Raw genomic sequence first — 24,840 nt, 5'->3', positions numbered from 1 at the left:
GTCAGCTATGCATGCAGCGTTTACTTGACCACCAGGTTGACCAGCTTGCCGGGCACGCAGATGGCCTTGACGACCGTCTTGCCCTCAAGCCACTTGGCAACGGCTTCCTCAGCGGCAGCCTGCATCTCCTCGTTAGAGGCATCGCGGGCCACGTCGATGCGGCCACGGACCTTGCCGAGCACCTGGACGACGATCTGCACCGTGTCCTCAACGGACTCGGCCAGGTCGAACTCGGGCCAGGCGGCGGTGTAGGCGTTGCCCTCGCAGCCGAGCGCCTCGTGCCACAGCTCGTCGGCCCAGAACGGGCAGATGGGGGCAAGGACGCTCACGATATCCTTAGCCACGCCGTAGCACAGCGCCTTGTCGCGGGCGGTACCCTCGGTGGCGTTGAGGTAGGCGCTCGCCGCGTTGACGAGCTCCATGACGGCCGAGATGGCAGTGTTGAACTGGCCGCGGTCAAAGTCCTCGGTGCACTTGGCAATGGTGCGGTGACGCTCGCGATAGAGCTTGAGTGCGGCCTCGTCGAGCGCGGACTTGTCGAAGGCCACATTGGCGTCGCCGGACTGGACGAGCTGCCAAACGATACGCCAGGCGCGCTTGATGAAGCGGTTGGCGCCCTCAACGGCCTTGGGATCCCAGTCAAAGTCCTTTTCGGGCGGGGCGATAAACAGGATCGCCAGACGCATGGTGTCGGCGCCGTAGGGCTCGATAACCGAGCTCGGGGGCACAACATTGCCCTTGGACTTGGACATGGTGTCGCCGTTCTCGTCCTTGACCATGCCCTGGCACAGCAAGTTGGTGAAGGGCTCGTCCACGCTCAGCAGGCCCAGGTCGCGCAGTGCCTTGGTAAAGAAGCGGCTGTAGAGCAGGTGCAAAATGGCGTGCTCGATGCCGCCGATGTAGTTATCGACGGGCATCCAACGGTCGGCAGCTTCCTTGGAGAAGGGCAGCTCGGTGTTGTGCGGGTCGGTGTAGCGCAGGTAATACCAGCTGGAGCAGGTGAAGGTGTCCATGGTATCGGTCTCGCGCTTGGCCGGGCGACCGCAGACCGGGCAGGTGGTCTCGTAGAAGTCCTTGCACTCGGCGAGGGTCTCGCCGGCGCCCAGGTCCAGGTTCTCAGGCAGCGTCACCGGCAGCTGATCCTCGGGAACGGGCACGATACCGCAGTGCTCGCAGTGGATGGCCGGGATGGGGTTGCCCCAATAGCGCTGACGGCTAATGAGCCAGTCACGCAGGCGGAACTCGACCTTGCGACGACCGCAGCCCATGGCCTCGAGGTCGGCAACGATGGCAGACTCGCCCTCGGAGTGCTTACCGCCGCGCATGCCGGTGTACTTGCCCGACTGCACCAGCGTGCCCTCGGCGGCATGGGCGCAATCCCAGTCGACGGTCTCGGCATGGAAGGTGTCGATGGTCTCGCCGCTGGCCTCGACGGCAGCGCGATCCTCATCGTCCAGAATGATCGGCACGATCGGCAGATCGTACTTGCGGGCGAACTCAAAATCGCGCTGGTCGCCGCAGGGAACGGCCATGACGGCACCGGTGCCGTAGTCGGCCACGACGTAGTCGGCAACCCATACGGGGATCTTCTCGCCGTTGACGGGGTTCACCACGTAGCGACCCGTAAAGGCGCCGTGCTTCTCGAGGGTGCCCTGGGCGCGCTCGACGGCAGAGATATGCTTGGAGTCCTCGACGATCTTAGTGACGGCTTCTTCGTACTGAGTGCCCTCGACGAGCTCGTGCAGACGAGCGTACTCGGGAGCGAGGACAAAGAAGGAAACACCAAAGAGCGTGTCGGCGCGCGTAGTGAAGACGGTGATCTTGCCCTCGTCGCCCTCAATGGGCTCGCCATCGGCATCGCACAGGGTAAAGTCGACCTCGGCACCCTCGGAGCGGCCAATCCAGTTAGCCTGCATCTGCTTGACGCGCTCGGGCCAACCGGGGAGCTTCTCCAAGTCATCGAGCAGCTCCTGGGAGTACTCGGTGATCTTGTAGTACCACTGCTCGAGGTCACGTTTCTCGGGCTCGGTGCCGCAGCGCCAGCACTTGCCCTCGGTTACCTGCTCGTTGGCCAAAACGGTCTTGCAGGTGGGGCACCAGTTGACCGGGTTCTTCTTGCGGTAGACCAGGCCCTTTTCCCACATCTTCTCAAAGATCCACTGACCCCAGCGATAGTAGTCGGGGCTGCAGGTTTTAACGGTACGATCCAGATCGTAGGAGAAGCCCATGCGCCTCATCGTGGCGAGCGCCTGGTCCATGTTCTTATACGTCCAGGCGGCAGCCTGCGTGTTGTGCTTGATGGCGGCGTTCTCGGCGGGCAGACCAAAGGCGTCAAAGCCGATGGGATGCAGCACGTCAAAGCCGCGCATGCGGGCCTGACGGGCCATGGCATCGCCGATGGTGTAGTTGCGCGCGTGGCCCATGTGCAGGTCGCCCGACGGATACGGGAACATCTCGAGCACGTACTTCTTGGGCTTGGTGGCGTCGGTGTCGACGGCAAAGAGGTTCTCGTCGTCCCACGCCTTCATCCACCGGGACTCAATGGCCTGCGCGTCGTAAGCAGGGATCTCGTCCTTATGATCTGTGCAATCGCACATATCAGCTCCTTTAATCTTAGCTGGGGTCGGACGGCTTAGCTTTATTCGCTACTGCGGACAGTCCTGCGCAAGACGAAGAGCACATTAAGTGCTCTTCTTTGCGTGCGGAACTTGTAGCGAACAAAGCTAAGCCGCCCGACCCTAAGGTTAACTTGGTTGATGATAGCAAATACAACAAGCGAGATGTCTGCGACTTGCAGGCATCTCGCTTTATCTAAATAACGTGGTTGCGAGTCAACCGTTATTTGTTACCCGTCCTAGTATGAACGGGTTTTCCAGGTGCCGCAGATTGGGCCGAAAGAGGAGCGACGCGTACTTTGGTACGCGAGCGACGGTTTGAGGCCCAAGATGCGGTGCCTGGGAAAGCCGCCTAGCGGTACGTGACGCTCTGCTGGGAATCCTTGACAACAACGTCGTGGGCTCCGCCTTCGACGATCGAGGTCGAGCTTACCAGCGTCAGGCGCGCCTTTTCCTGGAGCTCGGGGATCGAGAGGGCACCGCAGTTGCACATCGTGGACTTGACCTTGTAGAGCGTGCCGCCCACGCCGTCCTTGAGGGAGCCGGCGTAGGGAACGTAGGAGTCGACGCCCTCGACGAAGCTAAGCTTCGCGGCGCCGCCCAGGTCGTAGCGCTGCCAGTTGCGGGCACGCGCAGAGCCCTCGCCCCAGTACTCCTTCATGTACTGGCCGTTGACGTTGACGCGCTCGGTCGGGCTCTCGTCAAAGCGGGCGAAGTAGCGGCCCAGCATCATAAAGTCGGCACCCATGGCAAGGGCGAGCGTCATGTGGTAGTCGTAGACGATGCCACCATCGGAGCACACGGGCACGTAGACGCCGGTCTCCTCGTAGTACTCGTCACGGGCGCGGCAGACGTCGATCAGCGCGGTGGCCTGGCCACGACCGATACCCTTGGTCTCGCGGGTGATGCAAATGGAGCCGCCGCCGATACCGACCTTGATGAAGTCGGCACCGCAGTCGGCCAAGAAGCGGAAGCCTTCGGCGTCGACGACGTTGCCGGCACCGACCTTGACGTCCTCGCCGTAGTTGGCACGAATCCACTCGATGGTACGCTTCTGCCACTCGCTGAAGCCCTCGGAGGAGTCGATGCACAGGACATCGGCACCGGCCTCGATAAGCAGCGGCACGCGCTCGGCATAGTCGCGGGTGTTGATACCGGCGCCGACCATGTAGCGCTTATCGCCGTCGAGCAGCTCGTTGGGGTTGGTCTTGTGGCTGTCGTAGTCCTTGCGAAAGACGATGCCCATGAGGTGATCGTTGTCGTCGACGATGGGCAGAGCGTTGAGCTTGTTGTCCCAGATGACGTCGTTGGCAACCTTGAGGCTGATGTTCTTGTCGCCCACGATGAGCTGCTCACGCGGGGTCATGAACTCGGAGACCTTCTTTTGGTGATCATCGCGGCTGGGGCGATAGTCACGGCTGGTGACGATACCCACGAGCTTGCCCTTGGGGGTGCCATCGTCGGTAACCGGCATAGTGGAGTGACCGGTCTTTTCCTTGAGGGCGATAACCTGCTCCATAGTCATGTCGGGAGTCAGCGTGGAATCGGACTGGACAAAGCCGGCCTTGTGATCCTTGACGGCCTTGACCATGGCGGCCTCGGACTCGGGGGTCTGGGAACCGTAAATGAAGGACAGGCCACCCTCGGTAGCGAGCGCGACACCCATGTCGACGCCCGAGACGGACTGCATGATGGCGGAAACCATGGGGATGTTCAGGGTGATTGCCGGCTTCTCACCGCGCTTAAAACGGGTCAGCGGCGTCTTAAGAGAGACGTTGTTGGGGATGCACTGCGAGGACGAGTAACCAGGGACCAGCAGATACTCCGAAAACGTGTGGGACTCACCGGGAAAGAACGTAGCCATGTTTCTCCTTTTTCCATGCGACCGGTCGGCTGCAGGCCTCGTAGGACCCAGCCCAACCTTGGGCGCCCAATACTGGGGAAGTATCTTAACGCACTTTGACTGCTACAAAGCATGAATTAAGAAGAGCACACGAGGGCTTGACGCAGGCATTGCGTTTGCCCAGCAAACACTTTAGCGGGAAGACGTGGGGCACATGGAGTACAAGACGACGGCGCGACTGGTCATTCAATCGTGCGACAACGATCTGCCGGGCGCGTTCGGCCACGGCTGCGTCTTGCTGCTGCAGGGTATCGCCCGCGAGCACTCGCTCAACCGCGCCGCCAAAAGCATGGGCATAGCGTATTCCAAGGCCTGGCGCATCATAAATGAGGCCGAAGGACAGCTGGGTTGCAAGCTCATCGAGCGCGACGGCGCCCGCGGATCCACGCTCACCCCCGCCGGCGAGCGAGCCGTAGCGGTCTACGAGGGCCTGCAAGCAGAAATCAACCAAGCGATCGCCACCAAGGCCAACGACCTCATCGCCAGCATCAAAGCGTAGCTAATTTGGGACGGGGCTTTTTAGCTACCCATCCAGAGCATTCTTGACTCATAGCCAAAAATAGACATTGGGTAGCTAAAAAAGCCCCGTCCCAAATTAGCTACTTGCGGAGGGCGTGGTCTAGGGTGGCCGCTACTGCCAGAGGATCGTCGATGCCGGCGAAAAGGCAGATGGTACTCCCCTGCTTGCCGCGTGGAGCAGAAAGGCGCGTCGCGGCGCCGCCGGCAGGCGATGTGCGAAACTCCCCCGGCAAGGCATCGAATAGCTCGCCAGCCGTACGGTCGATAAGGTCAAACTCGACTGCCGGACCAAAGCCGTGTTCGAGGATTCCCGTTGCAACCGCATGGTCGGGATGCGAGGTCAGCCCGGGATAGCGCAAGTTGCGCACCATCTCGTTTGCGGCCAAGTACTCGGCCAGCGCACGGGCGCGATCGAAGTGAGCCTGAATGCGAGCGTCGAGCGAGGAAAGCCCACGCTCCAGCACATCGGCCTCGTCAGCAGGCATATCAAGCTTGGCCAAGCCACAGCCCTCAAGCAGGGCATGCGCGCACTCGGCAGCAGCATCCACACGATGGCGCTTGAGCTGCGAGCGCGCCACCGAAGCGGCAACGAGCTTGCGCGGCGCCTTACCAGCACACACGCGGTCGAGCGCCTCGAGCGACAGCACGGCACCCAGCCGCAGGGGATCGCAGCCAAAGATGGAAGCCACGGTGTTATCCACCACGAGCAGCGCACGTGCCTCGCGAGCCGCGCGACCCAGAGCGCGGAGATCGGGCACGCGAAGACCAAACCCGCCGATGGAGTTGACGAACCACCACAGGTGCGGGCCCTCAACGTCAAACGAACCGGCAAAGCCCTCGGACGCGGCAGCAAACACCTCGGCGCAAGGATCTCCCACGAGCACAACGTCGCAGCCATCAAAGCCGCGCGTAAACGCATCGGCAAAGTCATCTGCAAAGGCCACCAGGCGGTCACCGGGACGCACAATCCCCAGCTGCGACAGCGCTGCCGGCACATGCGGGGCCGCAAGCAACCGCGCCTCACGCGCGCCGGCCCTCAAAGCCCAGGCCTCTTCTAGCTGCTGTACGCCCATACGGTACCGTCCCTTCAAAACAAAAACCCACGATGCGGATGTTTCCCGCATCGTGGGCAACGGCTGCAGTATAGCGCCGATAAGCGACGAATCGCCTAGATATTGAGCGCGTGATAGGTCACGCTCGCACCCGGAGCGTCAACGGTCACGCCATAGGTCTCGGGATAGATGCGCGTCGAAAACACGAGCGCGCCATCGTTCACAAACACCTCGACCGATGAGGCATCACCAACAATGCGCACGTTACGAACCTCGTCGACGGGCTCCCAGCGCACAGTACGACCGCAGCCGGCAGAAGCGCGACCCTCATCGGTAAATCGCATCTCAAAGCACGAGGGCAGTTCGCCCTCGGCGGGCACAAACGCCAGTTTCAGCTCGCCATCAACGGTCGCGGTAAACGCGCCGTCGACACCGTCGACAACAACGTCAAAGCAGGTATCACCGGCAACCTCCAACGAGCCCGCCCCCACACGCACCGAGGCATAATGGTGCTCAATCTCGCACGCCGGCTGCTGCAGCACCACGCCGCCGTCACCGGCCGTAAGCTCGCGCGGCACCGTCATGCAGTGCTGCCAGCCGCACGCCACGGTAGGCGCGTTGTCATAGGTCGGCTCATCGGGCATGCCCATCCAGCCGATCAGAATGTGGCGACCGTCCTCCGCCGTAAACTCCTGCGGAGCATAGAAGTCAAAACCGGCATCCCACAGGCGGAACTCGCCCAGCTCATAGGCACCGTCACCACCGGTAATGTCGCCCGTTACAGGCATGTAGCCAGCGGCATACACATTGCCGCGATCCCAACGACCGCCCTCAAGGCCCTGAGGCGAGAAAGACAGCCACTTCGTCGGTGCGCCGCCATCCGCCTCAAGCTCAAGGTATCCCGGGCACTCCCACATAAAGCCAAAACGCTCGGGCGTAGACACGCGGCTCTCGAGCTCCCAACTCAGCATATCGGCCGAGCCATACACCAGGATCTCACCCACATCGCGCCCGGCACCTTCGCCGTGCATGGCGCAAAAACGGCTCTCGACATGCGGCCCGTCCACGCGACGACGCGCGCCCATCACCATGTGGTAACGACCGTCCACGTCACGCCACACCTTGGGATCGCGCACATGGCAGGTCAAATCCTCGGGATAATCCTCGGACGCCAGCACCACACGCTTTTGGCTGAACTCCCGACCGGCAAGACCATCAATGCTCTCGACATAAACAGTATCGGCTCGTCGACCGGTATTGACGTAGTCGTACGTGCCGTCTGCATCGGAAAGCTTAACGTTGCCCGTGTACAGCACGCGAATGCGGCCGTCCTCAGCAAGCGCGGAGCCCGAATACACGCCATGGCAATCGAACGGCTCGTCGGGCAGCAGCGGGGCGCCAACGTAGTCCCACGTCATAAGGTCGCGGCTCGTCGCATGACCCCAGACCTTAACGCCACCCTCGACATCAAACGGCGCATATTGAAAATAAGCGTGGAACACGCCGCCCGCTTGGCAAAGACCGTTGGGGTCATTGAGCCAACCCGCCGGCGGCATAATATGGAAGTGCTGGCCATACGCGCCATGACCGCACTCAGAGGCGGCAGCGTCAACAGCGGCAACCAGCTTTGCAAGGTCGCGACCAAGTGCATTAGACATATCAAAGTCCTAACGGATCGAAAGTTACAAGGCACCAGATATCGGCACCAAATACGGGAAACGCCCGCGAGCATACAACCCGCGGGCACCCCCTCAATCAAAAGCCCTTAGGCCTGCTCGGAAGCCTTGGGCTCGTCCTTGTACAGGACAAACGAGACGCCAAAGGAAACCAGCGCGGCGACCGCAAACATGATCGCGTACTGCACGGGCTGGGCCAGGCACAGCAGGATACCGAAGATACCGGTAACGCCCGTGCCGGAGGCAGCCAGCGAGGTGAGCGCGCAAACCAGGGCCCCGCAGCCGCCGCCGATGCAGCCGGCGATGAAGGGCTTAAAGAAGCGCAGGTTCACACCAAAGATGGCAGGCTCGGTAATGCCCATAAAGGCGGACAGAGCCGAAGGAAGCGCCAGGCCCTTGATCTTGGCATCGCGGGTCTTAAAGGCAACGGCAAGCGCGGCGCCACCCTGGGCGATATTGGCAGCGCTAGCGATGGGCAGCCAGTAGGTCACGCCGTACTGGGCGAGCTGGCCCAGGTCGATGGCGGTGTACATCTGGTGGATACCGGTAACGACCGTGGGGGCATAGAACAGGCCGACGATAAAGGAACCAATGCCGAAGGGCAGGGTCAGCAGGGTCTGGATCAGACCGAGGATGGCGTTCTCGGCCCAAACAAAGATGGGGCCGACGGCAACGAGCGTCACGAGCACGGTCACGAACACCGAGACAAGCGGGGTCACAAAGAGGTCGAACATCTCGGGGACAACCTTGTGGAGACGCTTCTCGAGGAAGGCGAGAATGGCGCAGGCGATAACGATGGGAATCACATGGCCCTGATAGCCGACCCACTCAAAGCTGTACACGCCGGGGATGACGGTGACCATGGTCTGCACGCCCTCGGAGGCAACCGTGTAGGCGCTCTGCAGCGAGGAGTTGATGAACGCACCGCCGACGACGGCACCCAGGTACGGGTTGGCGCCAAAGGCCTTGGCGGCGGAGTAGCCGATCAGAATCTGCAGAATGCCGAAGGACGTTCCCGAGACCAGGTCGGCGATCTTGTAGATAAAGTTATTGGTGTCGAGCGCGATAAAGCCGTTGGAGGCCATAAAGTTGAGGGCGCTCATGATTCCCAGCAGCAGGCCCGAAGCCACGATGGCGGGGATGATGGGGACAAAGACGTCGCCGAGTACCTTAATGGCGCGCATAAAGATGTTCTGCTGCTGCGCCGCGGCCTCCTTGACCTCGGCCTTGGTGGCAGCCTCGACGCCACTAAGCGCGATGAACTCCTCGTAGACCTTGTTGACAGTGCCGGTGCCAAAAATAATCTGAAGCTGGCCCTGAGCCTCAAAGACGCCCTTGGCGCCGTCGACGTTCTCGATGGCCCCCTTGTTAACCTTGGCGTTATCGGCGATCACCAGGCGAAGACGCGTAGCGCAGTGCGCGGCCGAAACAACGTTGTCGGCGCCACCGACGTTGTCGAGCACCTCTTGGGCTGATTTGCGGTAGTCCATGACTTCCCTTTCCTCCAACGGGTGCATTCGCACCCGGCCATCTTTGACACTTATACTGTAATCGTTTTCAGTTTCATAATTCTGTAATCGTTTTCATAATAGGGTGAACGGTAGGAAAAAGCCGGCGAAAGGTAGTTTTAAGGCAAAAACAGGCGACTCAGAGGCAGACAGACGTGCCCAAAACCTAGACATTCATAAGCTGATGGCCGAGCTTGAGCGTCTTGAGACCGCTCTCCCCCTCCACGCCATCGAGCGTGTTGAGCAACATATTGGTCGCCTCGACGCCACTGGTCAGGTAGCCATAGTGCACGGTGGGAATGCCGCCCGTCAGCGCGCGCAAAAACGCGTTGTCACCAAAACCGCTTACGCGGTGCATGCCCTCGCCCACGCCGCGAACCTCATCGATGGCACGCAGCGCACCCGCCGCCATGGTGTCGGTCGCGCAGGCGATAAACGAAACATCGGGAGCGGCGGAAAGCAGTTCACGCGCCGCACCATAGCCCGAGTCGAGCGTAAAAGACCCCTGGCGAATCAGGCTCGGATCAAGCGCCACGCCCGCGGCGCGCAAGCCAGCCTCAAAACCGCGACGGCGGTCATAGCCAGCAGCGCGGTCCTCCTCGGTAACTCCAATGTAGGCAATCTTGCCATCCACGCGACCCGCAAGCGCATGACCCAGCTCAAAGGCGGCCTCGTAATCGTCGTGATAGACGCACGCCGCGCCCTCAACATTCTGACCGATCAGCACGATGGGCACGCGGCACGACTCAATCGCCCGGCGATGCTCGTCGGTAACCATGGTTGCCACCAGCACAATGCCATCAACCGGGTGGTTTTGGAATAAATCGAGGTATTCGAGCTCGCGATCGGCCGCGTTGTCGGTATTGGCAAGCAGCATCTGGTAGCCACGGCGACCGAGCACCTGGCCAATGCCGGCGGTAATGCGGCTCACGGATTCCGAGTTAATCTTAGGTACGATGACGCCGATGAGCTTGGTGGAACCGGTGCGCAGCGCGCGAGCCTGGCTGGACCGCACGTATCCGGTCAGCTCAATCGCCTGCTTAATGCGCTCGGCCTTGTCCGTCGATATGTAGCCACCGTTGAGGTAGCGCGAGACGGCGGCGCTCGAAACGCCCGCCAACTCGGCCACATCTTTCATCTTTACCACGAGTACCCCTGTCGTTGAAATCGCTTTCACCATAATACCCGTGCGGAGCTACATGCGTGTCGCAAGACGGGACGTCACGGTCAATTTAGCTGTCGCAGCACGGGCATCGCAGGGCTTCAACTAGAAACGTCGAAATATAAGTTCCGAATCAGTCAAACTACCGATTCGACGCCCCGTTACATTTGCAAGAGGTGGCATGCAAAATCCAACTCGAGAACAACTTACTCACTTTGGAAAGACGCATCGCTGTCCGCTGCCAATTCCGAAGGAAGAATTGCCGGCAGCGTCAAAGCCCCCATGGGCGAAAGTCCAGTAACGACCATCAGATAGCTCTTAGCGTGACCATACGCCATGGAAATCGCATTAGAGAGAAGATAACGGCGCCTCATTCGAATAACTGGAAATGACCTGAGGAATGATTTTGATACCCAACGCAAGCTCAAACTTTGCGATTGTTTTCAGCGTCATGTTGGGCTGAGAATTCAACAATTTCGAAAGCGACTGAAGACTCACGCCCATACGCTTTGCCAGCTCACTTTTACTCAAGCCCGAGCGCTGCATCTCGCGATGAACAATAAACTCAATATCTAGTGCGTGCTCATAGGCACGGGTTTCGCTCGTTTCCGTTTCCGCGTAAAAGTCTGATAAATCGACCTTAACCATTACAAGTCTCCGTTTCGTAAGCGGGCAAAAAAAGCCGACGCTATGACTCCAAAAGCTGCTTTGCTATCGGGGCCAACTGTTTTGCGCGTTTAATTTCTTTGGAAATATTTACCGAGCCTTGATGGCCCTTAAACCAAAAAAGCAAAACAATCTTGTCCACGCCTTGGCAAATCGCGTAGACCATTTCTCGATTAACCCCATCAAAACCCTTGAGTTCGTATAGTCCAATCTTAGGATCGATACATCGAAGCTTTGACGTTCCACTGACATCCTTTAGCCCGTAGTCATAGACTTTTGAAATCTGATTGATCATTTTACGGGCGGTAAACTTCGTTTTAGGATCAGACATCATCTTCTGAAATTGAGAGTTCTCAGGGGAGGTAGTTAGTTCCAAAAAGGTCGTCCCTCGGGATCAGCATATTCGACAAGTTCATAGTCACTAACCAAAGGCCACCCCCTCCGCCTCAGATAAAACCAAATGTGGTTAACTTATAGGTTAAGTTTAGCCAAATTCAAATACATGGCAAGCCCCAAGCCGAGTTCAAGCAATCTGCATTATTGACTCAGAGAAATGTAGGAAAGAAGCGGCAGAAACTACATTGGCAAATAAGGCCCTCAGCGAAGTGCCCAAACTTTTATGGTGACCAACAACATACCAAGATAGACGAAGGCAAGGCACGCAACCGCCCAGTCACCGTCGCCGGACTTGGTCTCATCGCCAGGCTTTTCTTCGCTGCCAGGCTTCGTGTCGCCCGCGGGATTACCGCCAGTGGGTTCATCGGTACCAGGCTGAGTCTCCCCCGCAGGCGGCTGGGCGCTTGTGGGTTCAATTACCACATGCTGCGCTACGGCCCCGCTGGCGTCCATCACGCAGGCGGCACCAAAGGCCCCGCCCGCCGGCGCCATAAACTGCGCGGACGTAAGTGAGCCGCTCTCGCAGGCAACACCCCCGCTGGCGCCGGTCGCACCCACCCAAGAAGCGTCCACGGCAAACTGGCCATCGGAGGCGTACACGCCAAAGAAGCGGCAGTCATCGCCCGATCCACTGCTAGCAGCAACGACATGCGCGCCACCCCGCACGGTAACGGTAGCCCCGCGCACGCCGGCTACCGAGGCATCGTTCATGCCCTTGCCGTCTGCCCAAGCTTCGACCGAACATCCGTCGATTACCAGCGCGCCCAGTGTAAAGACGCCGCACTGCGAACCCGTCGCGCGCAACGAGCCCGTGCCGCAAAGCGTAAGGTTGCCCCACACCTCAAGACCGCTCGTGCACATGTCCGCATCCTCGGCCTGCGCCTCGTCCAGAACGTTTTGGCCCACCAGCGTTACCGCCAGATCGCCTTCCGCGCCAATGGCCTCGCCCGCGTAGCCATTAAGCTGCAGATGGTCAGCATCAATCCAGGCCCAGCCGGGGCCCGAGACACCCGGCTCGTCATAGGTCTGGCCCGCGATGGTGAGGCTATCCGCACCCGCGGCCTAAGAAGACCCGCCCAGCAAAACGCATAGGCAGGCCACAGCAGCAAACAGAATCTGATGACGATGATGACTGGACAAAACGACTGACATGACCGCCCCAATCCCTACGGAAAGCCAATAGAGGCGCCCTTGCCCGTTCGCCCCGCGGCATCGGCGGCACCCTCGGCACCCGCGGGCCCCGCTACATACAGCAGTTGGACCCGGCGACCCGCGCACGTACGAAAGACCGAACTCAGCAGCTCGATATCGCCCACGGTATCGGTATGCGGGGTAAGGTAATTAGACAGGTAGACCACGCGGTCGAACTCGTAGGCCTGCTCCAAGTGCTGAAGCAGCTCTTTCCACGAGGCATGAGGCGACGACTCATCGCGGTGCGCATCCTTGGCGGCTACAACCTTAACGTGGTCCCCGGGGAATGCCTTGGCGCAAAAGTCATTGTCAACATATGCGGTGTTGCCAACAACCAGCACCTCCATGGCGTTCCCCTCCCCAAAATTCTTACTTTTGCCAAAGTCAAACACGCGTATTGTACGCTGCCAACGCATATGTCCAAAATCCTTAAGGCTGTTTTAAGAACATCTTTAGAGGGAGGAGACAGCTTTGATTGGACTAGAGGGCAAAGCCTCGAGCGTCTGCTTCATGTTGGAACCCCTCAAAAGAGAGTTATTGTCCCGCGCGACATAAACCCAGCTATCCTGATATGAGCCAACGGGAGCAAGGAACGTAAGGAGCTCCAAGAAACCAATAACGTCCGTACCGTATTTTTTAGAAAACTTGCGCGCCAGATCATACTTTTTCTGCTGCGTTACCCTACCCGAACAATCGGACAAAGCATGCTCAAGGTTGCGTGACATATATGCAGCTTTGAAAGGAATCTTCCTTTTATTACAGGTCAGCTCATGCGTCCTAGATAACGTCTTAAGACACGAAGATTTACATTGATTTCTCTGACGCAGCGAGGCGACGTTCGACGTTTCGATTCTATCTTCAAAATAGGAACAACGAGGCTCATCTTCATCAAAGACAACCAGCGAATCATCGATAAATGCACCATCGGTATCGGACAGCAGCACAATGGCGTCTAAATCGGTGACACGTAGCTTGTCCTTAGCGAGAAATTCCTTTACAGCATCAACCAGCCGCTTCTTAATAGTCGAAGCGGGATTTCCCGCACCGAGAGCATGTACCGATGTGATGTCGCCGCGCACAATCCCAAAACGAGGACCAGGATGTTCCCCGCTTGCAAACAAACTTGTAAGAGCACGGCCCAATGCGAGCTCATCAGTTTCACCTTCAACGATAAAGAGAACGAACTTGGTAGCACCCATTACTCGTCTCCATCCAAGCAGAGCGCGGCATCGATCGAGTACCTGTCCGTAGAATCGTACAAACGCTGTCCGCTATCGCCAAGGCTAATCGCGCGCAAGTACTGATCACGCATGTTATTGGTGGGCTTAACGCCCTTAAAGCGAACAAACCTATTATCAGGATCTGCAGTGGTGAGAAGAATCTCCGATGCCGGCAGCAATTCAAGAACACGTAGGTTGTGGGCAGTAAACAAGAGCTGGCCCTTGCCAAACGACTCAAGCACGGAAAGAAGCTGCCCCAAGAGGAATTCGAATACGCCCGAGTCGAGCTCATCAATTGCAAGGAATGCGTCGGAGTACGAATGGACTTCCATAAGGCACAGCGAGAAAGAAATGAGTTTTCTTACGCCCTCAGATTCACAGCGCAGTGGAATCTCGACCCCATTGCGGCAAGAAAGAAACTCGACTTGCTTAGCAGGTGAATCGCCCTTATCAAGAAGCTGAGAGCCGACAACTTTAACCTTGATGGAAAGGCCCGGTACAAGCGTACCGATCAATTCGCTCACACGCTTAATCGCAGACGAAACGGCTGGGAAATCATCATCCTTTATAACAGCGGGCTTAAAAAGATTGACAGAAAGATGGCCCTTCTGCCCAAACACGCGATTATCGATAATATCCATCGATAGCACGTTTAAGCTGCAAGTTGCATTTGCCAACGTCGTAAACACATTGACTCGGTAACGGAAATAAAACCCAAGCTCGGCGAGTAGACAATAAAGCGGAGTGAGAATCTCTTGATGAGCACTCTTGAAAGAAGCCGATTGCAGCTTGTACACAGCCTCATTAATCTGCAATTGCTCCGGAGGTTCCTCCTGCAAATATAGATTGAAATCGCAGGCATAAAGCGAAATCATATATTTGACAGTCTGTATGGAAAGCATGGGAGACATGTTGCCCCGCTGAAGAACACCCAACGAGACAAGCATTGACATCTTGAGCTGCTGATTCGCGTTCAAAAGATGGGACCAGCGATTTCTGGGCAGAACCGCCGTGGCAGACTCGGGTGCCTCTTGAACAAGCTCTATGAGAGTCCTCTTAGACCCCCATTTGTCTTTATCGACATTAAATTGTTTTACAGCCATTTTTTCGTGCGAAATCCAGACCGAGGCTGCTCTACGCGAAAAAGTGACGGTGTAGAACGTAAGAAATGATTCATCCGTGGTATCAATGTTAAACTCAATGTCTATTGAAAAAGAGTCTTTGCCAGGATAAAAGTAGTCGAGGACTTTCTGCCTGTCATATGCGGCACCCGTCATCAGGGTTTTGACCAGATCAATCGCTTCAATTACAGAAGTCTTACCGGAGCCATTTTGACCATAAATGCCTATAACGTCCGCCCCGGGCACAAAGGCAGAGCCGGGCTTCGATTTCGTAAAGGCAATCTCGCCAAAGCCAATATTCTTAAAATCATGCAACGCGATCTGAACAATACGAACCATCAGCAGTCTCCTAGCGTGGAAGTTGCTGATAATCATACTAGATATCGATATATTTTTGCGAATTAGTTATAAATTATTCCGAAATCTAGAAATGATTATCCTCGAAAGTCTTGCTTAACGAATTGTTTTGACGGTCGATCGACCGCAAAGATGGCTAAAACCAGAAGTATGCGGCAAAATCAAGACAGGTCGACCACGCCAAGTGGCGACAACGCGTTTACCTGCGGTTTCTTTGTGCGATAAAGGTGGTGTGCTCGGGGGTTCCGGAATTTGCCGCATACTTTCGAAAGCTACGATAAAAAACCGAGCGCTCTAAGCAGGAAAGCGCAACGAAGTCTTTACCAAAAACAGTCCCTTAAACGCAAAAAACGCCTTTCGGCGGTTCCAACGTACCAAGCCGGACGTACCGTCGCAAGGCCTCTTCAGAGTTGGGACTTTAGGGAAAAGCAAATCCCAGTTCCTCCTTTACCGGGGAACCGTCGCGAATTAGGGCTGAGCAACAACGCGTCAGTAAAGTTACGTGTGAGCAGAAAACCACACGCAATTTCGTCTTTTCTCAATTGAGATGTAAGTTTAGACAGGCCGAATCTTACATACAAACAAAAAAAGAGGGCCGACGCATCAACGCTCTTCAGGTGTCGCCCGAAGGCTTCCACCGTAATTGACCTTGTTTTAGTCAGAGACAATTGCTTGTCGACAGGCCGGCCATAGGTGGAACCACCAATAACAGCATCATAAAAAATAGGGGATGCCCTCCCTTAGGAAGGAACCCCCTTGCAAAACTTCGGCCAATGAAAGGCTTCCGTTTTTTGTTGTGAGTTTAGTTTAGATCAATTTAGGCATCTAAGGCGTTGCGACAAAGCTCGTCACAGATTCATCGTTAATCAGCGTCCACTGGAAACCACGCACTAATCACCTTCGTGAGGAAGTCAAATCCAGTAGACACCTGAAGATTGCCCCGATAGTAATCGACATGCCTATTCATTCTTTTAACGAATACCGCTAAGCTCTTTGCACGATGTTCCGAAACGCCTTGTGAAGCAAGTTTCCTGTGCGCATAGAGCGTAGTAACAATCTGCTGAATACGATCATTGCTCATCTTTGATTTTCGCTGGTCGAGACCAAGGCCGGGTATGGTCGACAGTTCCCGCGTTACAACGTAGCTTGGCTTATGAAGAGGCTTATCGGCACGTAGGTTATTTAGAATGCAGCTATTATGAGCGCAGGCATTTCTCAATGACTTTACCGCTTGAAGAATATAAAACTCGTTACGCATCTCGCGGTCATTGAACCTTTGGGCGCAAAACTTATAGAAGTAGAGAAACGAGCCGAAGGAGATGACTTCGATAAAAGCCCATGCGGGGAATTCGAAATCAGCGTACCTGGCAATCAACCCACCAGTGTAGGGGCTGTTCTTGCATCTAAGAATCTCGTCCTCGAGCGAATTGCACGGCGTTCCATCAGGTTTCGTGCCATCATAGGAGGAAATGAAATCCGAAACGACCGCATAGCCGTCCTCCCCCTCCGTCTCGATACACTTCAAGAGTTTAACCTTTGCAAAATGCTCCACATCAAGCGTAAGCGGCAACATTTCATAACGAAGAAGCATGTCTACAATCGACAAATCGACCAGCATCTTGAAATCTAGATTTGCATACTCTCCTTTGCGGGTTCCTTCTTCGACTTTAGGAAACCCAAGTCGATACGCGCGCAGACGAAAATAGTTGCTGTTCTTCTCCAGATAAGCTCTGGCATCGTCTTCGCTCATCAGCGAGGAATGGACACCTCTCGATTTGAGATGATCAATCTGCTCGGACGCCGTAAGCCACGGCTTTCTATTGGCGTCGGTCATCAGATCTCCAATCTCATACATAGGCTCGGACCTTAATAGTAACGCGCTAAATCGATGAAGCAAAAGGAGACAGACGTGGGCACTCACAACAAAATTACAGCAAAACGAAAATGTGACCCAACCCCTCGCTTTGCCGTCGTGTCATTATGATAATTGACAACGTACAACAATGAGGAGCCCGAGCAGAACTCAAGTAGACGGGAACAACGTGCAATCAATCGAACCTCTAAAAACCACGGACGATCTTGGCGAAGGCAAAGGCGGCATTTGGAAGAAGTGGCCTTGGAAAGACCTAGATCACTATGAATTAATGTCTGATCTTATTCTTAAGGCTAACTACAGCATTCAGGACTTTAATGATGCCATCAAAGACGGGTTTTCTCCCAACATTAAGGACACCGTATTTCTGGTAGCACTCGCCACCTGGATTAAAGATGCATACTGGCAGATTAATTGCACTTGTTTGAAAGAAGAAATTAAAACCAAATTCGAGTTCTCAAGACAGAATGAACTCACAGAGGCGCGTAATTATCTTGAGGCGGTTCGCTCAATCGTAATTGCACACCCCTTAAATTCGACGAGGCATGAAGAATACGGCTTTGGTCCAGCGGGGCGAATTTGTATTGATGTGCGAAGGAAAAGCTTTCTCGACTCATATCCGGGCGCAGTAATCTATCGCATCACACCAAGAGGATTCGAAAAAACCGACAATGTCAAGGACAACGAAATCGCGCTAATGACTTGTCGCAGCACTCAAGCAGAAATAGGCAAGCTACATTTTGAAAAATGTTGCCTAGACATGTGCGATATCCGCAACTCAGCTCAAGTCTACATTGATGCATTATACGAACTCGATCGACATCTCGGTCGACTAAGAAAAACTTCGAAACATGAGCGTGATCTTCTCTAGCGAATTAACCTTCGCTCAACCGCAATTGCATTTCGAGCATCCTTTAGATGCTTCTGTGCCTTTCGGTGTATATCTTTTAATTGCTTAACTGGATCAACATCAACTTCATCATAAACATGGGTCATATCGCCATCAACACATGCAACAAAGGAAGAGCCGCCCAGCTTGCCGACTGCTTTGCTGTGTTGTAATAGCAAACTTTGCATATCCTTACGAGCGGCGCGCATTCTAGGCTCAGCACATTTCAGGAAATGACAGAATAATTCAATAACAAGTTCATTGTACCTCATGTTTGTATATCGAAAACAAAGATACGGACAATCGGATGAATCATGATCTTTGATTTTCGAAATTGTCTTGTTTAGAAAAGCGCGAAGTTTTGGCGAGGTATTGTATTCGCGCATATCAACAATTTGATCAAGATCAAATCTGACCCTAGTCGCATCATTTTCCCTGACAAGCGAAACAACGGTTTGACCATGCTGAACTGGATTTCGAATCTCATACATAAAAACATAGAGGCCACCTTGGTCATACCAAGAAGAAGGTAGTTTCCAATAGTCTTTATATAGTTCTTTATTTGAACCTCGGTCATACTTCCGCATAACTGCCTGCATTCTATCGACAAGACCACGGGCTGCGGAAACATAATTTCCAAAGGCAGCGTTAACGACAGTCCTCTCGCCAAAACCCCCATTGGCAAAGCCGTCAGGTAAGAAGTCAAACTGATCGCATGGAACCAAGCGCCTCAGTTCACCATAGTTCCATCGAAACTGTTCATACAGTTGGTTAACCTCCCAAAATGACCGCACAACGTCGTCATACTCTTTCACTATGGTTACAGAATCCCCCTCGAGATACTCAATCTTTGAGAGCGCTTTCTGAGCTTCGACACTCACCGATTTGAACGGCAAAACATGGACTAGATCTGCCAAGGGAATCCCCCCAATAGAGCAATAGCCATACCTGCGGCAATTAACAATGTCCCTAGCAAGGCGAACACTAGGGATGCTAACACCAAACGCCAACGGTTTTGTGGACATGACAAATGGAGTCGACGCGGGTCTTAACTTCTTGACCACCCAGTTAACTCGAAATAACACAGCCCGGGCAAACGCCACACACCACTCCCGGCACGAGGGTCCAGCCTAGCGCCATTACCTTGGTAGCAAGCACCCCGAACGCACAAAGCGGCCCGGGACATCACTGCCCAAGAAATGAAACACCATGCCCAACAACGACATCGTCTACCTGCTAAAGTTCGCCCCCAAGGAGGCATACATCGTCGACCTGCTGAATGGTCACCTCTACATGAACGCGGCCGGCTACTACCATGGTCTGCCTGGTGAGCAGGGCGATCCGCTCGAGGCTTCCATAGCTCCCGGGGTGTGCCTCTACAGAAATGCCTGCCAGCCCATCTACTGCATGTACACGGTCCGCGAGAACGATATCGTCGACAACACCGTGAAAATCCCGATGCGCATGATCCAGGAGTTCGGGTGCGCGGACGGGCGGATCGGTATTGTGCAGTACGACAGCTTCGCGCGCCTCGCCGACAGACACATAGCCGACGACGGAAGCATCTACGCTCACGGCCCCATCTCCTACGGCGTCCCCGGGCCAAAACTGATCCGCGAGATCTTTGAGGGCATCCCGCACAATCTCGTTATCAAAACGCCCAAGTACGCATATCAGAAGGAGTATCGAATCATCGGGTCGCGACCGGTCGAATGTCCCCTTTTACCAGACGAGGATCACACCGACCGCAGAATTGAAAACTACGCCCATGCAGAGCTTGACCTAAGCAGCAGCCTCGCAGACTTTTCCTGGAAGGCTTCGGTGCCGAGCCTCGAAGAGTCGCAAGACGGCCTCATGCTGGAGCTCCCGCATCGCGTATAGCCAACGAAGCGCGGGCGGGACGCCACCAATGGGCAACGTCCCGCCCGCTCTGCGCGATCTCATGCGCATCCAACTTGTAGGGTAAATTCATCACTCGCGTCGATTACGACCCCAATATTTCCTTAGGAAACACGCTCGGCAAATCGTTAACGCCCATAGCGAAAAGCACCTTTGCGCTGGCATCGTTGCTGAGCTCGTCACTCAACTTAAGTGCATCAAGCAGTATGTTTCGGCGTAACATCTTATAGTCATCCTCAGTCAGCACTAGCTCAAGATCGCTTAAAACCCCTACTAGATTGACATCGCGAGACGGAGACACCTTCGCGCAGAACAGACGCTCGTCATGCGCGCAGATGTTTCGAAAATCTTTGATGTGATCGTATGCGAGCCTTAGCCTTCGGGGGCTGATGCGCTTATCGACTTCATGCGTCTCGGAATAGAGATCGGAAAACGACTTGGCAATGGAATTTCTCATGCTTTCTGGTTGAAACTCGTAAAACTTGAACGTCTGACCAAGCATCAAATAATTCATAAGAATCCATACCGGCGTATTGTCATGATTATTCTCATAATGCCGAATGTAGTCCCTTTTATAATCGCTTTTCCATTTTTGAGACCTACATAGCACCTTCTCGAAATCACCAATAAGCGTGTCGATCTTTTTTCGATAACTAGCATCGGCACGGTAGGATCTTCTATCCAGATATGCTTCCGGGCTATCTTTATGGGCCATCGCGAAACGATAAGAACAGACGGTTTTAAGCACTGCTTCCGCCTTGTTAAAGTACTCAAACATGAGCAGACGCAATGAACGGTCAAATTCGAATAAACGATATATATCAGAAAACTTCGTACCTTTTACGAATAGCTCGTGGCAAGAATCTCCACACTGGTCGAGAAACAAATCCTTGTAGCCGTTAATAACCGGATAGTATCCCTCGCGTTCCAAAACTAAACGAGTATTGTTATCGCATTCGAGTCCACGGCTTTCAAGAATAGCAATCTGCTCATCAATAGATTTAAATGGTTTATCCATTTGGGCCCCTTAAACGCGAAAACCGCCTTTCGGCGGTTCCCACGGACCAAGCCGGACGTACCGTCGCAAGGCCTCATCACAACGATTACTTTAAGGGAGAACTCGGGGTTCGTCAATCTGATATCGCCAATCTGAGCGGGACCGACATATGTCAGCGCTGAAAGGTCGTTATTAGCTGACAGCAGCCGACACTCCCCTGCCCGGAAACAGCCCCCGGAACGCTCCACAGACATGCAACCCCGGCGCCGAGGGCGATCACAACCCCAGCAAGCGCCAGGCGCGCACCATTCCCGCACGAGGGCCCCGCCTGACACCCTTACCTTGGTAGCAAGCAACCCGGACACACAAAGCGACCCAGAGCATCACTACCCAAGAAAGGAAACACCATGTCCAACAACAACATCGCCTACCTACTAAAGTTCGCATCCAAGGAGGTGTACATCGACGACCTGCTGAACGGACATCTCTATATGAATGCAGCCGGCTACTATCATGGCCTGCCTGGCGAACAGGGCGATCCGCTCGAGGCGTCCATGGTCCTCCCGGCATGCATCTACGGCAATTACCGTCTGCCCATCTACTGCATGTACACGGTCCGCGAGAACGACATCGTCGACGGTTCTGTCCAAATCCCGAAGCGCATGATCCGGGAGTTCGGATGTGCAGACGGATGGATCGGCATCCTGCGGTACGACAGCTTCGCGCGCCTTATAGACAGCCACACCACCGGCGGCGAGGAGGTATACGCCCACGGCGCCATCTCCTATGGCATCCCCGGACCAAAGCGGATCGAGGAAATTTTCCAAGGCACGATCTGCAACCTACTTATCAAAACACCCAAGTACGCTTACCAGCAGGAATATCGAATCATCGGGTCGAACCCGGTCGAGTGCCGCCTGAGGCCCGATACCAAGCACCCTGGATGCAAAATCGAAGAATATGGCCACGCAGAGCTGGATCTGGGTAGCCAACTCACAGGCTTTTCTTGGAAGACGCCCGTGTCGAGCCTCACGGAGGAACAACACAGACTCGCACTGAAGCTTCCGCAGCACGCATAGACAACCCAACGCATGCCGCATAGCCGCCAGATGGGGAAACAGAAAGCCACCGCCCCTCCCCTCCCCAACATCCCCCAAAAAGTTCGCTGATGTAGACTGGGGTTCCCGTAAAATAAACTCAACAAAATATGTGCGGAGTGCTGGCCTGGAGCTGCCTTCGGACCCTATTGGCTGCTCACCGAGAGGCTCCGCTATGAAACGACCCCTTTACTACCTGCTCTGCGCGATCGCGTGCACGTCCATGATCGGCGCGACGATGCCCATGGCAGCCATCGCGGAAGCCATCCAGCCTCAAGCAGCCGCCGAGCAGCAGGCACAAGCCGACGCCACGAACAGCGACACAGCCAAAGCTGAAGACGACAGCAGCACAAATGCGGCAGCAGATACCGTAGAGAACGGCACCGCAACGTCCACCGGTACCAGCGCCGTCAACACGGAAAGCGCCGACGGCACCAATGACGGCACCGCCGCCGCAACAGACACAGCCACCCCGGCAGCCCCTACCCCCCAACCATCCCTCCGCGCCCAAGCCAACGGCACACCCGAGGCAATCTCCACCACGTCACAAACCGGCTACGCCCACTCCGCCACCGCAACCCAAAACGGCGTCACCTTCACCGTCTCGTGGAACGATGCCCCCGCGGGCACCGCGACGACCTTCCACGTAACCCAAACCAACGGCTCGTCCCAGGCCAAGGCGCGCATGGACGTGCCCACCTACTGGGACGGCGGCAGTCAGGAAAGCGTCTGCGACCCGTCGCGCCCGGCATGGGCCAGCTACTACAGCCTGGGCACCGCAGGCCACGACTTTACCTTCGACTTCACGGCATCGGGCACGTACCGCATCTACTTCTACTTTATGGACAACGACAGATACGACCCCCAAAACGACAAGGGGATCTACTACCTGCGCACCACGGCGGAGGTGACCGTAAACGACGCCGCCCGCCCAAGTGTCACGCAGATCGTCAACGACGCCGTGGCCCAGTGCAGGCAACAGACAAACGGCTCGGAATACGACATGGCGCTGTGGCTCCACGACTGGACGCTCGACCAGCCGGGGTACGACCACAGCCTCGACTGGTGCTCGGCCGAAAGCGGCCTCACGCGCCACCAGGGCACCTGCGAGAGCTACCAGCGCATCTACTCCAAGCTCCTTGACGCAGCGGGCATCGCCAACGGCCGCATCACCGGCAACGGCCACACCTGGAACGCCGTAAAGATCGACGGCAAATGGTGCCAGATGGACCTAACCTGGGACGACACCAGCGACAACTGGTACGGAGAGATCGCGTCGAAAATGTTGGTGTAAGGGCGGCGCCCTAGCGCCCGTTTAACGAAGAACGGCCTTCGTCCTAGAATCTGAAATCACCACAACAACAGGTTCTAGGAAAGGACGAAGGCCGCTATGGAAATCTTATCAGACCCGACGCCGGACATGCTCGCCATGCCCCGGTTCGACGACGGCGCCATCGACATGCAGGAGCTGCTCAGGCGCCTCGCCGAGCAGGTCGTGAACGCCGTGATGGACGCGGAGGCCGACCAGCTGTGCGGCGGCGGGGCGAACAGCCGGAACGGCTACCGCGAGAGGTCGCTCGCCACCTGCGTCGGCACGCTGACGCTGCGCATCCCCAAGCTGCGCTCCGGCAGCTTCTTCCCTGAGGACGTGCTCGAGCGCTACCAGCGCGTCGACCGCGCCCTCGTCGCCGCCGTGGCCGAGATGTACGCCACGGGCACGAGCACCCGCAAGGTGCAGAGGGTGGCCGAGAAGATGGGCGTCTCCAGGCTCTCCAAGGACCAGGTGAGCGCCATCGCGTCTAGCCTGAACGCAGACATCGAGGACCTGTGCGGAAGGCCGCTCGGCGGCTCGCCGGTGCCCTACGTCTGGCTCGACGCCACCTACGTCAAGTGCCGCCGCGGGGGCCGCGTGGCGTCCACCGCCGTTGTCACCGCCATCGGCTGCGACGCGGGCGGCTGGAGGCGCGTCCTGGGCGTCGACGTGGTGGATACCGAGTCGTACGACTCGTGGCTCGCCTTCCTGCGGACGGTCCGCGGCCGCGGCGTCTCCGGGGCGGAGCTCGTCGTCTCGGACGCCCACCCGGGCCTCGTCCGCGCCCTCGGCGAGGTCTTCCAGGGCGCCGCGTGGCGGCGCTGCGCCGTCCACCTCATGCGCGACTGCATGCGCGAGGCCGGCTCCTGGCAGCTCAGGCGCCGCGTGGGCAGGATCGTGTCGCAGGTGTTCCGCGCCCGCGACGCCGCCACGGTGGCGGCCATGTACCACGCGGCGTGCGACATGCTGGAGGGGTGCTGCCCGAGGGCCGCGGCGGTGCTTGAGGAGGCCGAGCCCGACGCCCTGGCCTACCTCGACTTCCCTCCGACCCACTGGAAGCGGTTGCGCACCAACAACGTGCACCGATAATTCGAACCTGCCCGGGGTTACACGCCTGTCATTCCGGACATAGCATGCGCTTAGGCATCCGGTGACCCCACAACGATCTGACGTTCAGGCTGTCTTTCTCCTGACCTGTCCCGGCTGCCTGCGCGCACGAGGCGGAGCCTGCGTGACCTGATAGAAGCATGGGGCAGAAACGCGCTCACATCCTGCGTCCCGTCGGTGCACTGTCCGCGGCCCCGCCATCGCGCGAAGATGATACACCGAGAGGTCGCGTTCGGCGATGTTAGCGTCGGATTATTTTAGCCAAATATAGTCGGCCGAG

21 protein-coding genes are annotated in these 24,840 nt (G+C 56.4%); 6 read left to right on the top strand and 15 right to left on the bottom strand.

Going from position 1 to position 24,840, the window contains the following annotated elements:
* Nucleotides 1-20: 20 nt before the first annotated feature.
* Nucleotides 21-2,597 carry a leucine--tRNA ligase gene (gene leuS, locus DWZ22_RS06355; RefSeq protein ID WP_118405717.1) on the bottom strand — a complete coding sequence of 859 codons (2,577 nt, stop codon included), beginning with the start codon at nucleotides 2,595-2,597 and terminating at the stop codon, nucleotides 21-23.
* Between the two features lie 370 nt (nucleotides 2,598-2,967).
* Complete coding sequence (locus DWZ22_RS06350) at nucleotides 2,968-4,479, bottom strand: IMP dehydrogenase (protein ID WP_117758167.1); 1,512 nt, start codon at nucleotides 4,477-4,479, stop codon at nucleotides 2,968-2,970.
* A gap of 193 nt (nucleotides 4,480-4,672) precedes the next feature.
* Here DWZ22_RS06350 and DWZ22_RS06345 point away from each other — a divergent pair, with 193 nt between their 5' ends.
* A complete protein-coding gene (locus DWZ22_RS06345; protein WP_118405716.1) occupies nucleotides 4,673-5,017 on the top strand; it encodes a winged helix-turn-helix domain-containing protein in 345 nt (114 codons plus the stop codon).
* Nucleotides 5,018-5,117: 100 nt separating this feature from the next.
* Here DWZ22_RS06345 and DWZ22_RS06340 read toward each other — a convergent pair whose 3' ends face one another.
* From DWZ22_RS06340 to DWZ22_RS06290, 11 genes are all read right to left on the bottom strand, one after another.
* Complete coding sequence (locus tag DWZ22_RS06340; protein ID WP_158573308.1) at nucleotides 5,118-6,110, bottom strand: PLP-dependent transferase; 993 nt, start codon at nucleotides 6,108-6,110, stop codon at nucleotides 5,118-5,120.
* A gap of 95 nt (nucleotides 6,111-6,205) precedes the next feature.
* Entirely contained in the window at nucleotides 6,206-7,747 is a 1,542-nt protein-coding gene (locus DWZ22_RS06335; protein WP_118405714.1) for a glycoside hydrolase family 32 protein, read from the bottom strand.
* 107 nt (nucleotides 7,748-7,854) lie between these two features.
* Nucleotides 7,855-9,255 carry a PTS transporter subunit EIIC gene (locus tag DWZ22_RS06330; RefSeq protein ID WP_117762896.1) on the bottom strand — a complete coding sequence of 467 codons (1,401 nt, stop codon included), beginning with the start codon at nucleotides 9,253-9,255 and terminating at the stop codon, nucleotides 7,855-7,857.
* A gap of 184 nt (nucleotides 9,256-9,439) precedes the next feature.
* The gene (locus DWZ22_RS06325; RefSeq protein WP_233546468.1) at nucleotides 9,440-10,411 is read right to left on the bottom strand and encodes a LacI family DNA-binding transcriptional regulator; all 972 of its coding nucleotides are present in this window, start codon (nucleotides 10,409-10,411) and stop codon (nucleotides 9,440-9,442) included.
* A 372-nt stretch (nucleotides 10,412-10,783) separates the two neighbouring features.
* Nucleotides 10,784-11,083: a helix-turn-helix transcriptional regulator gene (locus DWZ22_RS06320; protein WP_118405712.1), complete on the bottom strand. Its 300-nt coding sequence runs from the start codon at nucleotides 11,081-11,083 to the stop codon at nucleotides 10,784-10,786.
* A 40-nt stretch (nucleotides 11,084-11,123) separates the two neighbouring features.
* Nucleotides 11,124-11,477, bottom strand: a complete 354-nt coding sequence (locus DWZ22_RS06315; RefSeq protein ID WP_118405711.1) for a hypothetical protein — start codon at nucleotides 11,475-11,477, stop codon at nucleotides 11,124-11,126.
* A gap of 221 nt (nucleotides 11,478-11,698) precedes the next feature.
* Nucleotides 11,699-12,403, bottom strand: coding sequence for a hypothetical protein (locus DWZ22_RS06310; RefSeq protein ID WP_118345396.1), 705 nt, complete (start codon nucleotides 12,401-12,403; stop codon nucleotides 11,699-11,701).
* Nucleotides 12,404-12,663: 260 nt separating this feature from the next.
* On the bottom strand, nucleotides 12,664-13,035 hold the full coding sequence (locus DWZ22_RS06305; RefSeq protein ID WP_118405710.1) for a hypothetical protein: 372 nt from the start codon (nucleotides 13,033-13,035) through the stop codon (nucleotides 12,664-12,666).
* Between the two features lie 105 nt (nucleotides 13,036-13,140).
* Nucleotides 13,141-13,887, bottom strand: coding sequence for a hypothetical protein (locus DWZ22_RS06300; protein WP_118405709.1), 747 nt, complete (start codon nucleotides 13,885-13,887; stop codon nucleotides 13,141-13,143).
* The gene (locus tag DWZ22_RS06295; RefSeq protein ID WP_158573307.1) at nucleotides 13,887-15,368 is read right to left on the bottom strand and encodes an AAA family ATPase; all 1,482 of its coding nucleotides are present in this window, start codon (nucleotides 15,366-15,368) and stop codon (nucleotides 13,887-13,889) included. The genes DWZ22_RS06300 and DWZ22_RS06295 overlap by 1 nt, the downstream gene beginning before the upstream one ends.
* A gap of 880 nt (nucleotides 15,369-16,248) precedes the next feature.
* Nucleotides 16,249-17,241: an Abi family protein gene (locus tag DWZ22_RS06290; protein ID WP_118405707.1), complete on the bottom strand. Its 993-nt coding sequence runs from the start codon at nucleotides 17,239-17,241 to the stop codon at nucleotides 16,249-16,251.
* 187 nt (nucleotides 17,242-17,428) lie between these two features.
* Here DWZ22_RS06290 and DWZ22_RS06285 point away from each other — a divergent pair, with 187 nt between their 5' ends.
* Entirely contained in the window at nucleotides 17,429-18,130 is a 702-nt protein-coding gene (locus tag DWZ22_RS06285; protein ID WP_147352274.1) for a hypothetical protein, read from the top strand.
* Here DWZ22_RS06285 and DWZ22_RS10140 read toward each other — a convergent pair.
* A complete protein-coding gene (locus tag DWZ22_RS10140; protein WP_147352273.1) occupies nucleotides 18,127-19,065 on the bottom strand; it encodes a hypothetical protein in 939 nt (312 codons plus the stop codon). The genes DWZ22_RS06285 and DWZ22_RS10140 overlap by 4 nt on opposite strands.
* A gap of 292 nt (nucleotides 19,066-19,357) precedes the next feature.
* Between DWZ22_RS10140 and DWZ22_RS06275 the strand changes: the two genes are divergently transcribed.
* Nucleotides 19,358-20,029: a hypothetical protein gene (locus tag DWZ22_RS06275; protein WP_118405704.1), complete on the top strand. Its 672-nt coding sequence runs from the start codon at nucleotides 19,358-19,360 to the stop codon at nucleotides 20,027-20,029.
* A gap of 103 nt (nucleotides 20,030-20,132) precedes the next feature.
* Here the strand turns inward: DWZ22_RS06275 and DWZ22_RS06270 are convergent, their stop codons facing one another.
* The gene (locus tag DWZ22_RS06270) at nucleotides 20,133-21,065 is read right to left on the bottom strand and encodes an Abi family protein (protein WP_118405703.1); all 933 of its coding nucleotides are present in this window, start codon (nucleotides 21,063-21,065) and stop codon (nucleotides 20,133-20,135) included.
* 386 nt (nucleotides 21,066-21,451) lie between these two features.
* Between DWZ22_RS06270 and DWZ22_RS06265 the strand changes: the two genes are divergently transcribed.
* The 3 genes from DWZ22_RS06265 (at nucleotide 21,452) to DWZ22_RS06255 (ending at nucleotide 24,542) form a co-directional block, all read left to right on the top strand.
* Complete coding sequence (locus DWZ22_RS06265; RefSeq protein WP_118098460.1) at nucleotides 21,452-22,123, top strand: hypothetical protein; 672 nt, start codon at nucleotides 21,452-21,454, stop codon at nucleotides 22,121-22,123.
* Between the two features lie 193 nt (nucleotides 22,124-22,316).
* Entirely contained in the window at nucleotides 22,317-23,435 is a 1,119-nt protein-coding gene (locus DWZ22_RS06260) for a transglutaminase domain-containing protein (protein ID WP_118405702.1), read from the top strand.
* A gap of 96 nt (nucleotides 23,436-23,531) precedes the next feature.
* Complete coding sequence (locus DWZ22_RS06255; protein ID WP_233546464.1) at nucleotides 23,532-24,542, top strand: IS256 family transposase; 1,011 nt, start codon at nucleotides 23,532-23,534, stop codon at nucleotides 24,540-24,542.
* Nucleotides 24,543-24,840 lie beyond the last annotated feature (298 nt).

It is taken from the genome of Collinsella sp. AF31-11, assembly GCF_003475605.1.
Taxonomy (GTDB): domain Bacteria; phylum Actinomycetota; class Coriobacteriia; order Coriobacteriales; family Coriobacteriaceae; genus Collinsella.
Note: the sequence above shows the minus strand (reverse complement) of the source record. Positions and strands in the feature narration are given on the sequence as shown.

Bases quoted from the DNA above. Each gene is read 5' to 3' on its own strand.
- DWZ22_RS06255 (WP_233546464.1), top strand. From the start codon at position 23,532: ATGGAAATCTTATCAGACCCGACGCCGGACATGCTCGCCATGCCCCGG.
- DWZ22_RS06340 (WP_158573308.1), bottom strand. From the start codon at position 6,110: ATGGGCGTACAGCAGCTAGAAGAGGCCTGGGCTTTGAGGGCCGGCGCG.
- DWZ22_RS06330 (WP_117762896.1), bottom strand. From the start codon at position 9,255: ATGGACTACCGCAAATCAGCCCAAGAGGTGCTCGACAACGTCGGTGGC.
- DWZ22_RS06290 (WP_118405707.1), bottom strand. From the start codon at position 17,241: ATGTATGAGATTGGAGATCTGATGACCGACGCCAATAGAAAGCCGTGG.
- DWZ22_RS06345 (WP_118405716.1), top strand. From the start codon at position 4,673: ATGGAGTACAAGACGACGGCGCGACTGGTCATTCAATCGTGCGACAAC.
- DWZ22_RS06260 (WP_118405702.1), top strand. From the start codon at position 22,317: ATGAAACGACCCCTTTACTACCTGCTCTGCGCGATCGCGTGCACGTCC.
- DWZ22_RS06265 (WP_118098460.1), top strand. From the start codon at position 21,452: ATGTCCAACAACAACATCGCCTACCTACTAAAGTTCGCATCCAAGGAG.
- DWZ22_RS06325 (WP_233546468.1), bottom strand. From the start codon at position 10,411: ATGAAAGATGTGGCCGAGTTGGCGGGCGTTTCGAGCGCCGCCGTCTCG.
- DWZ22_RS06350 (WP_117758167.1), bottom strand. From the start codon at position 4,479: ATGGCTACGTTCTTTCCCGGTGAGTCCCACACGTTTTCGGAGTATCTG.
- leuS (WP_118405717.1), bottom strand. From the start codon at position 2,597: ATGTGCGATTGCACAGATCATAAGGACGAGATCCCTGCTTACGACGCG.
- DWZ22_RS06275 (WP_118405704.1), top strand. From the start codon at position 19,358: ATGCCCAACAACGACATCGTCTACCTGCTAAAGTTCGCCCCCAAGGAG.
- DWZ22_RS06295 (WP_158573307.1), bottom strand. From the start codon at position 15,368: ATGGTTCGTATTGTTCAGATCGCGTTGCATGATTTTAAGAATATTGGC.
- DWZ22_RS06300 (WP_118405709.1), bottom strand. From the start codon at position 13,887: ATGGGTGCTACCAAGTTCGTTCTCTTTATCGTTGAAGGTGAAACTGAT.
- DWZ22_RS06270 (WP_118405703.1), bottom strand. From the start codon at position 21,065: ATGGATAAACCATTTAAATCTATTGATGAGCAGATTGCTATTCTTGAA.
- DWZ22_RS06305 (WP_118405710.1), bottom strand. From the start codon at position 13,035: ATGGAGGTGCTGGTTGTTGGCAACACCGCATATGTTGACAATGACTTT.
- DWZ22_RS06335 (WP_118405714.1), bottom strand. From the start codon at position 7,747: ATGTCTAATGCACTTGGTCGCGACCTTGCAAAGCTGGTTGCCGCTGTT.
- DWZ22_RS06320 (WP_118405712.1), bottom strand. From the start codon at position 11,083: ATGGTTAAGGTCGATTTATCAGACTTTTACGCGGAAACGGAAACGAGC.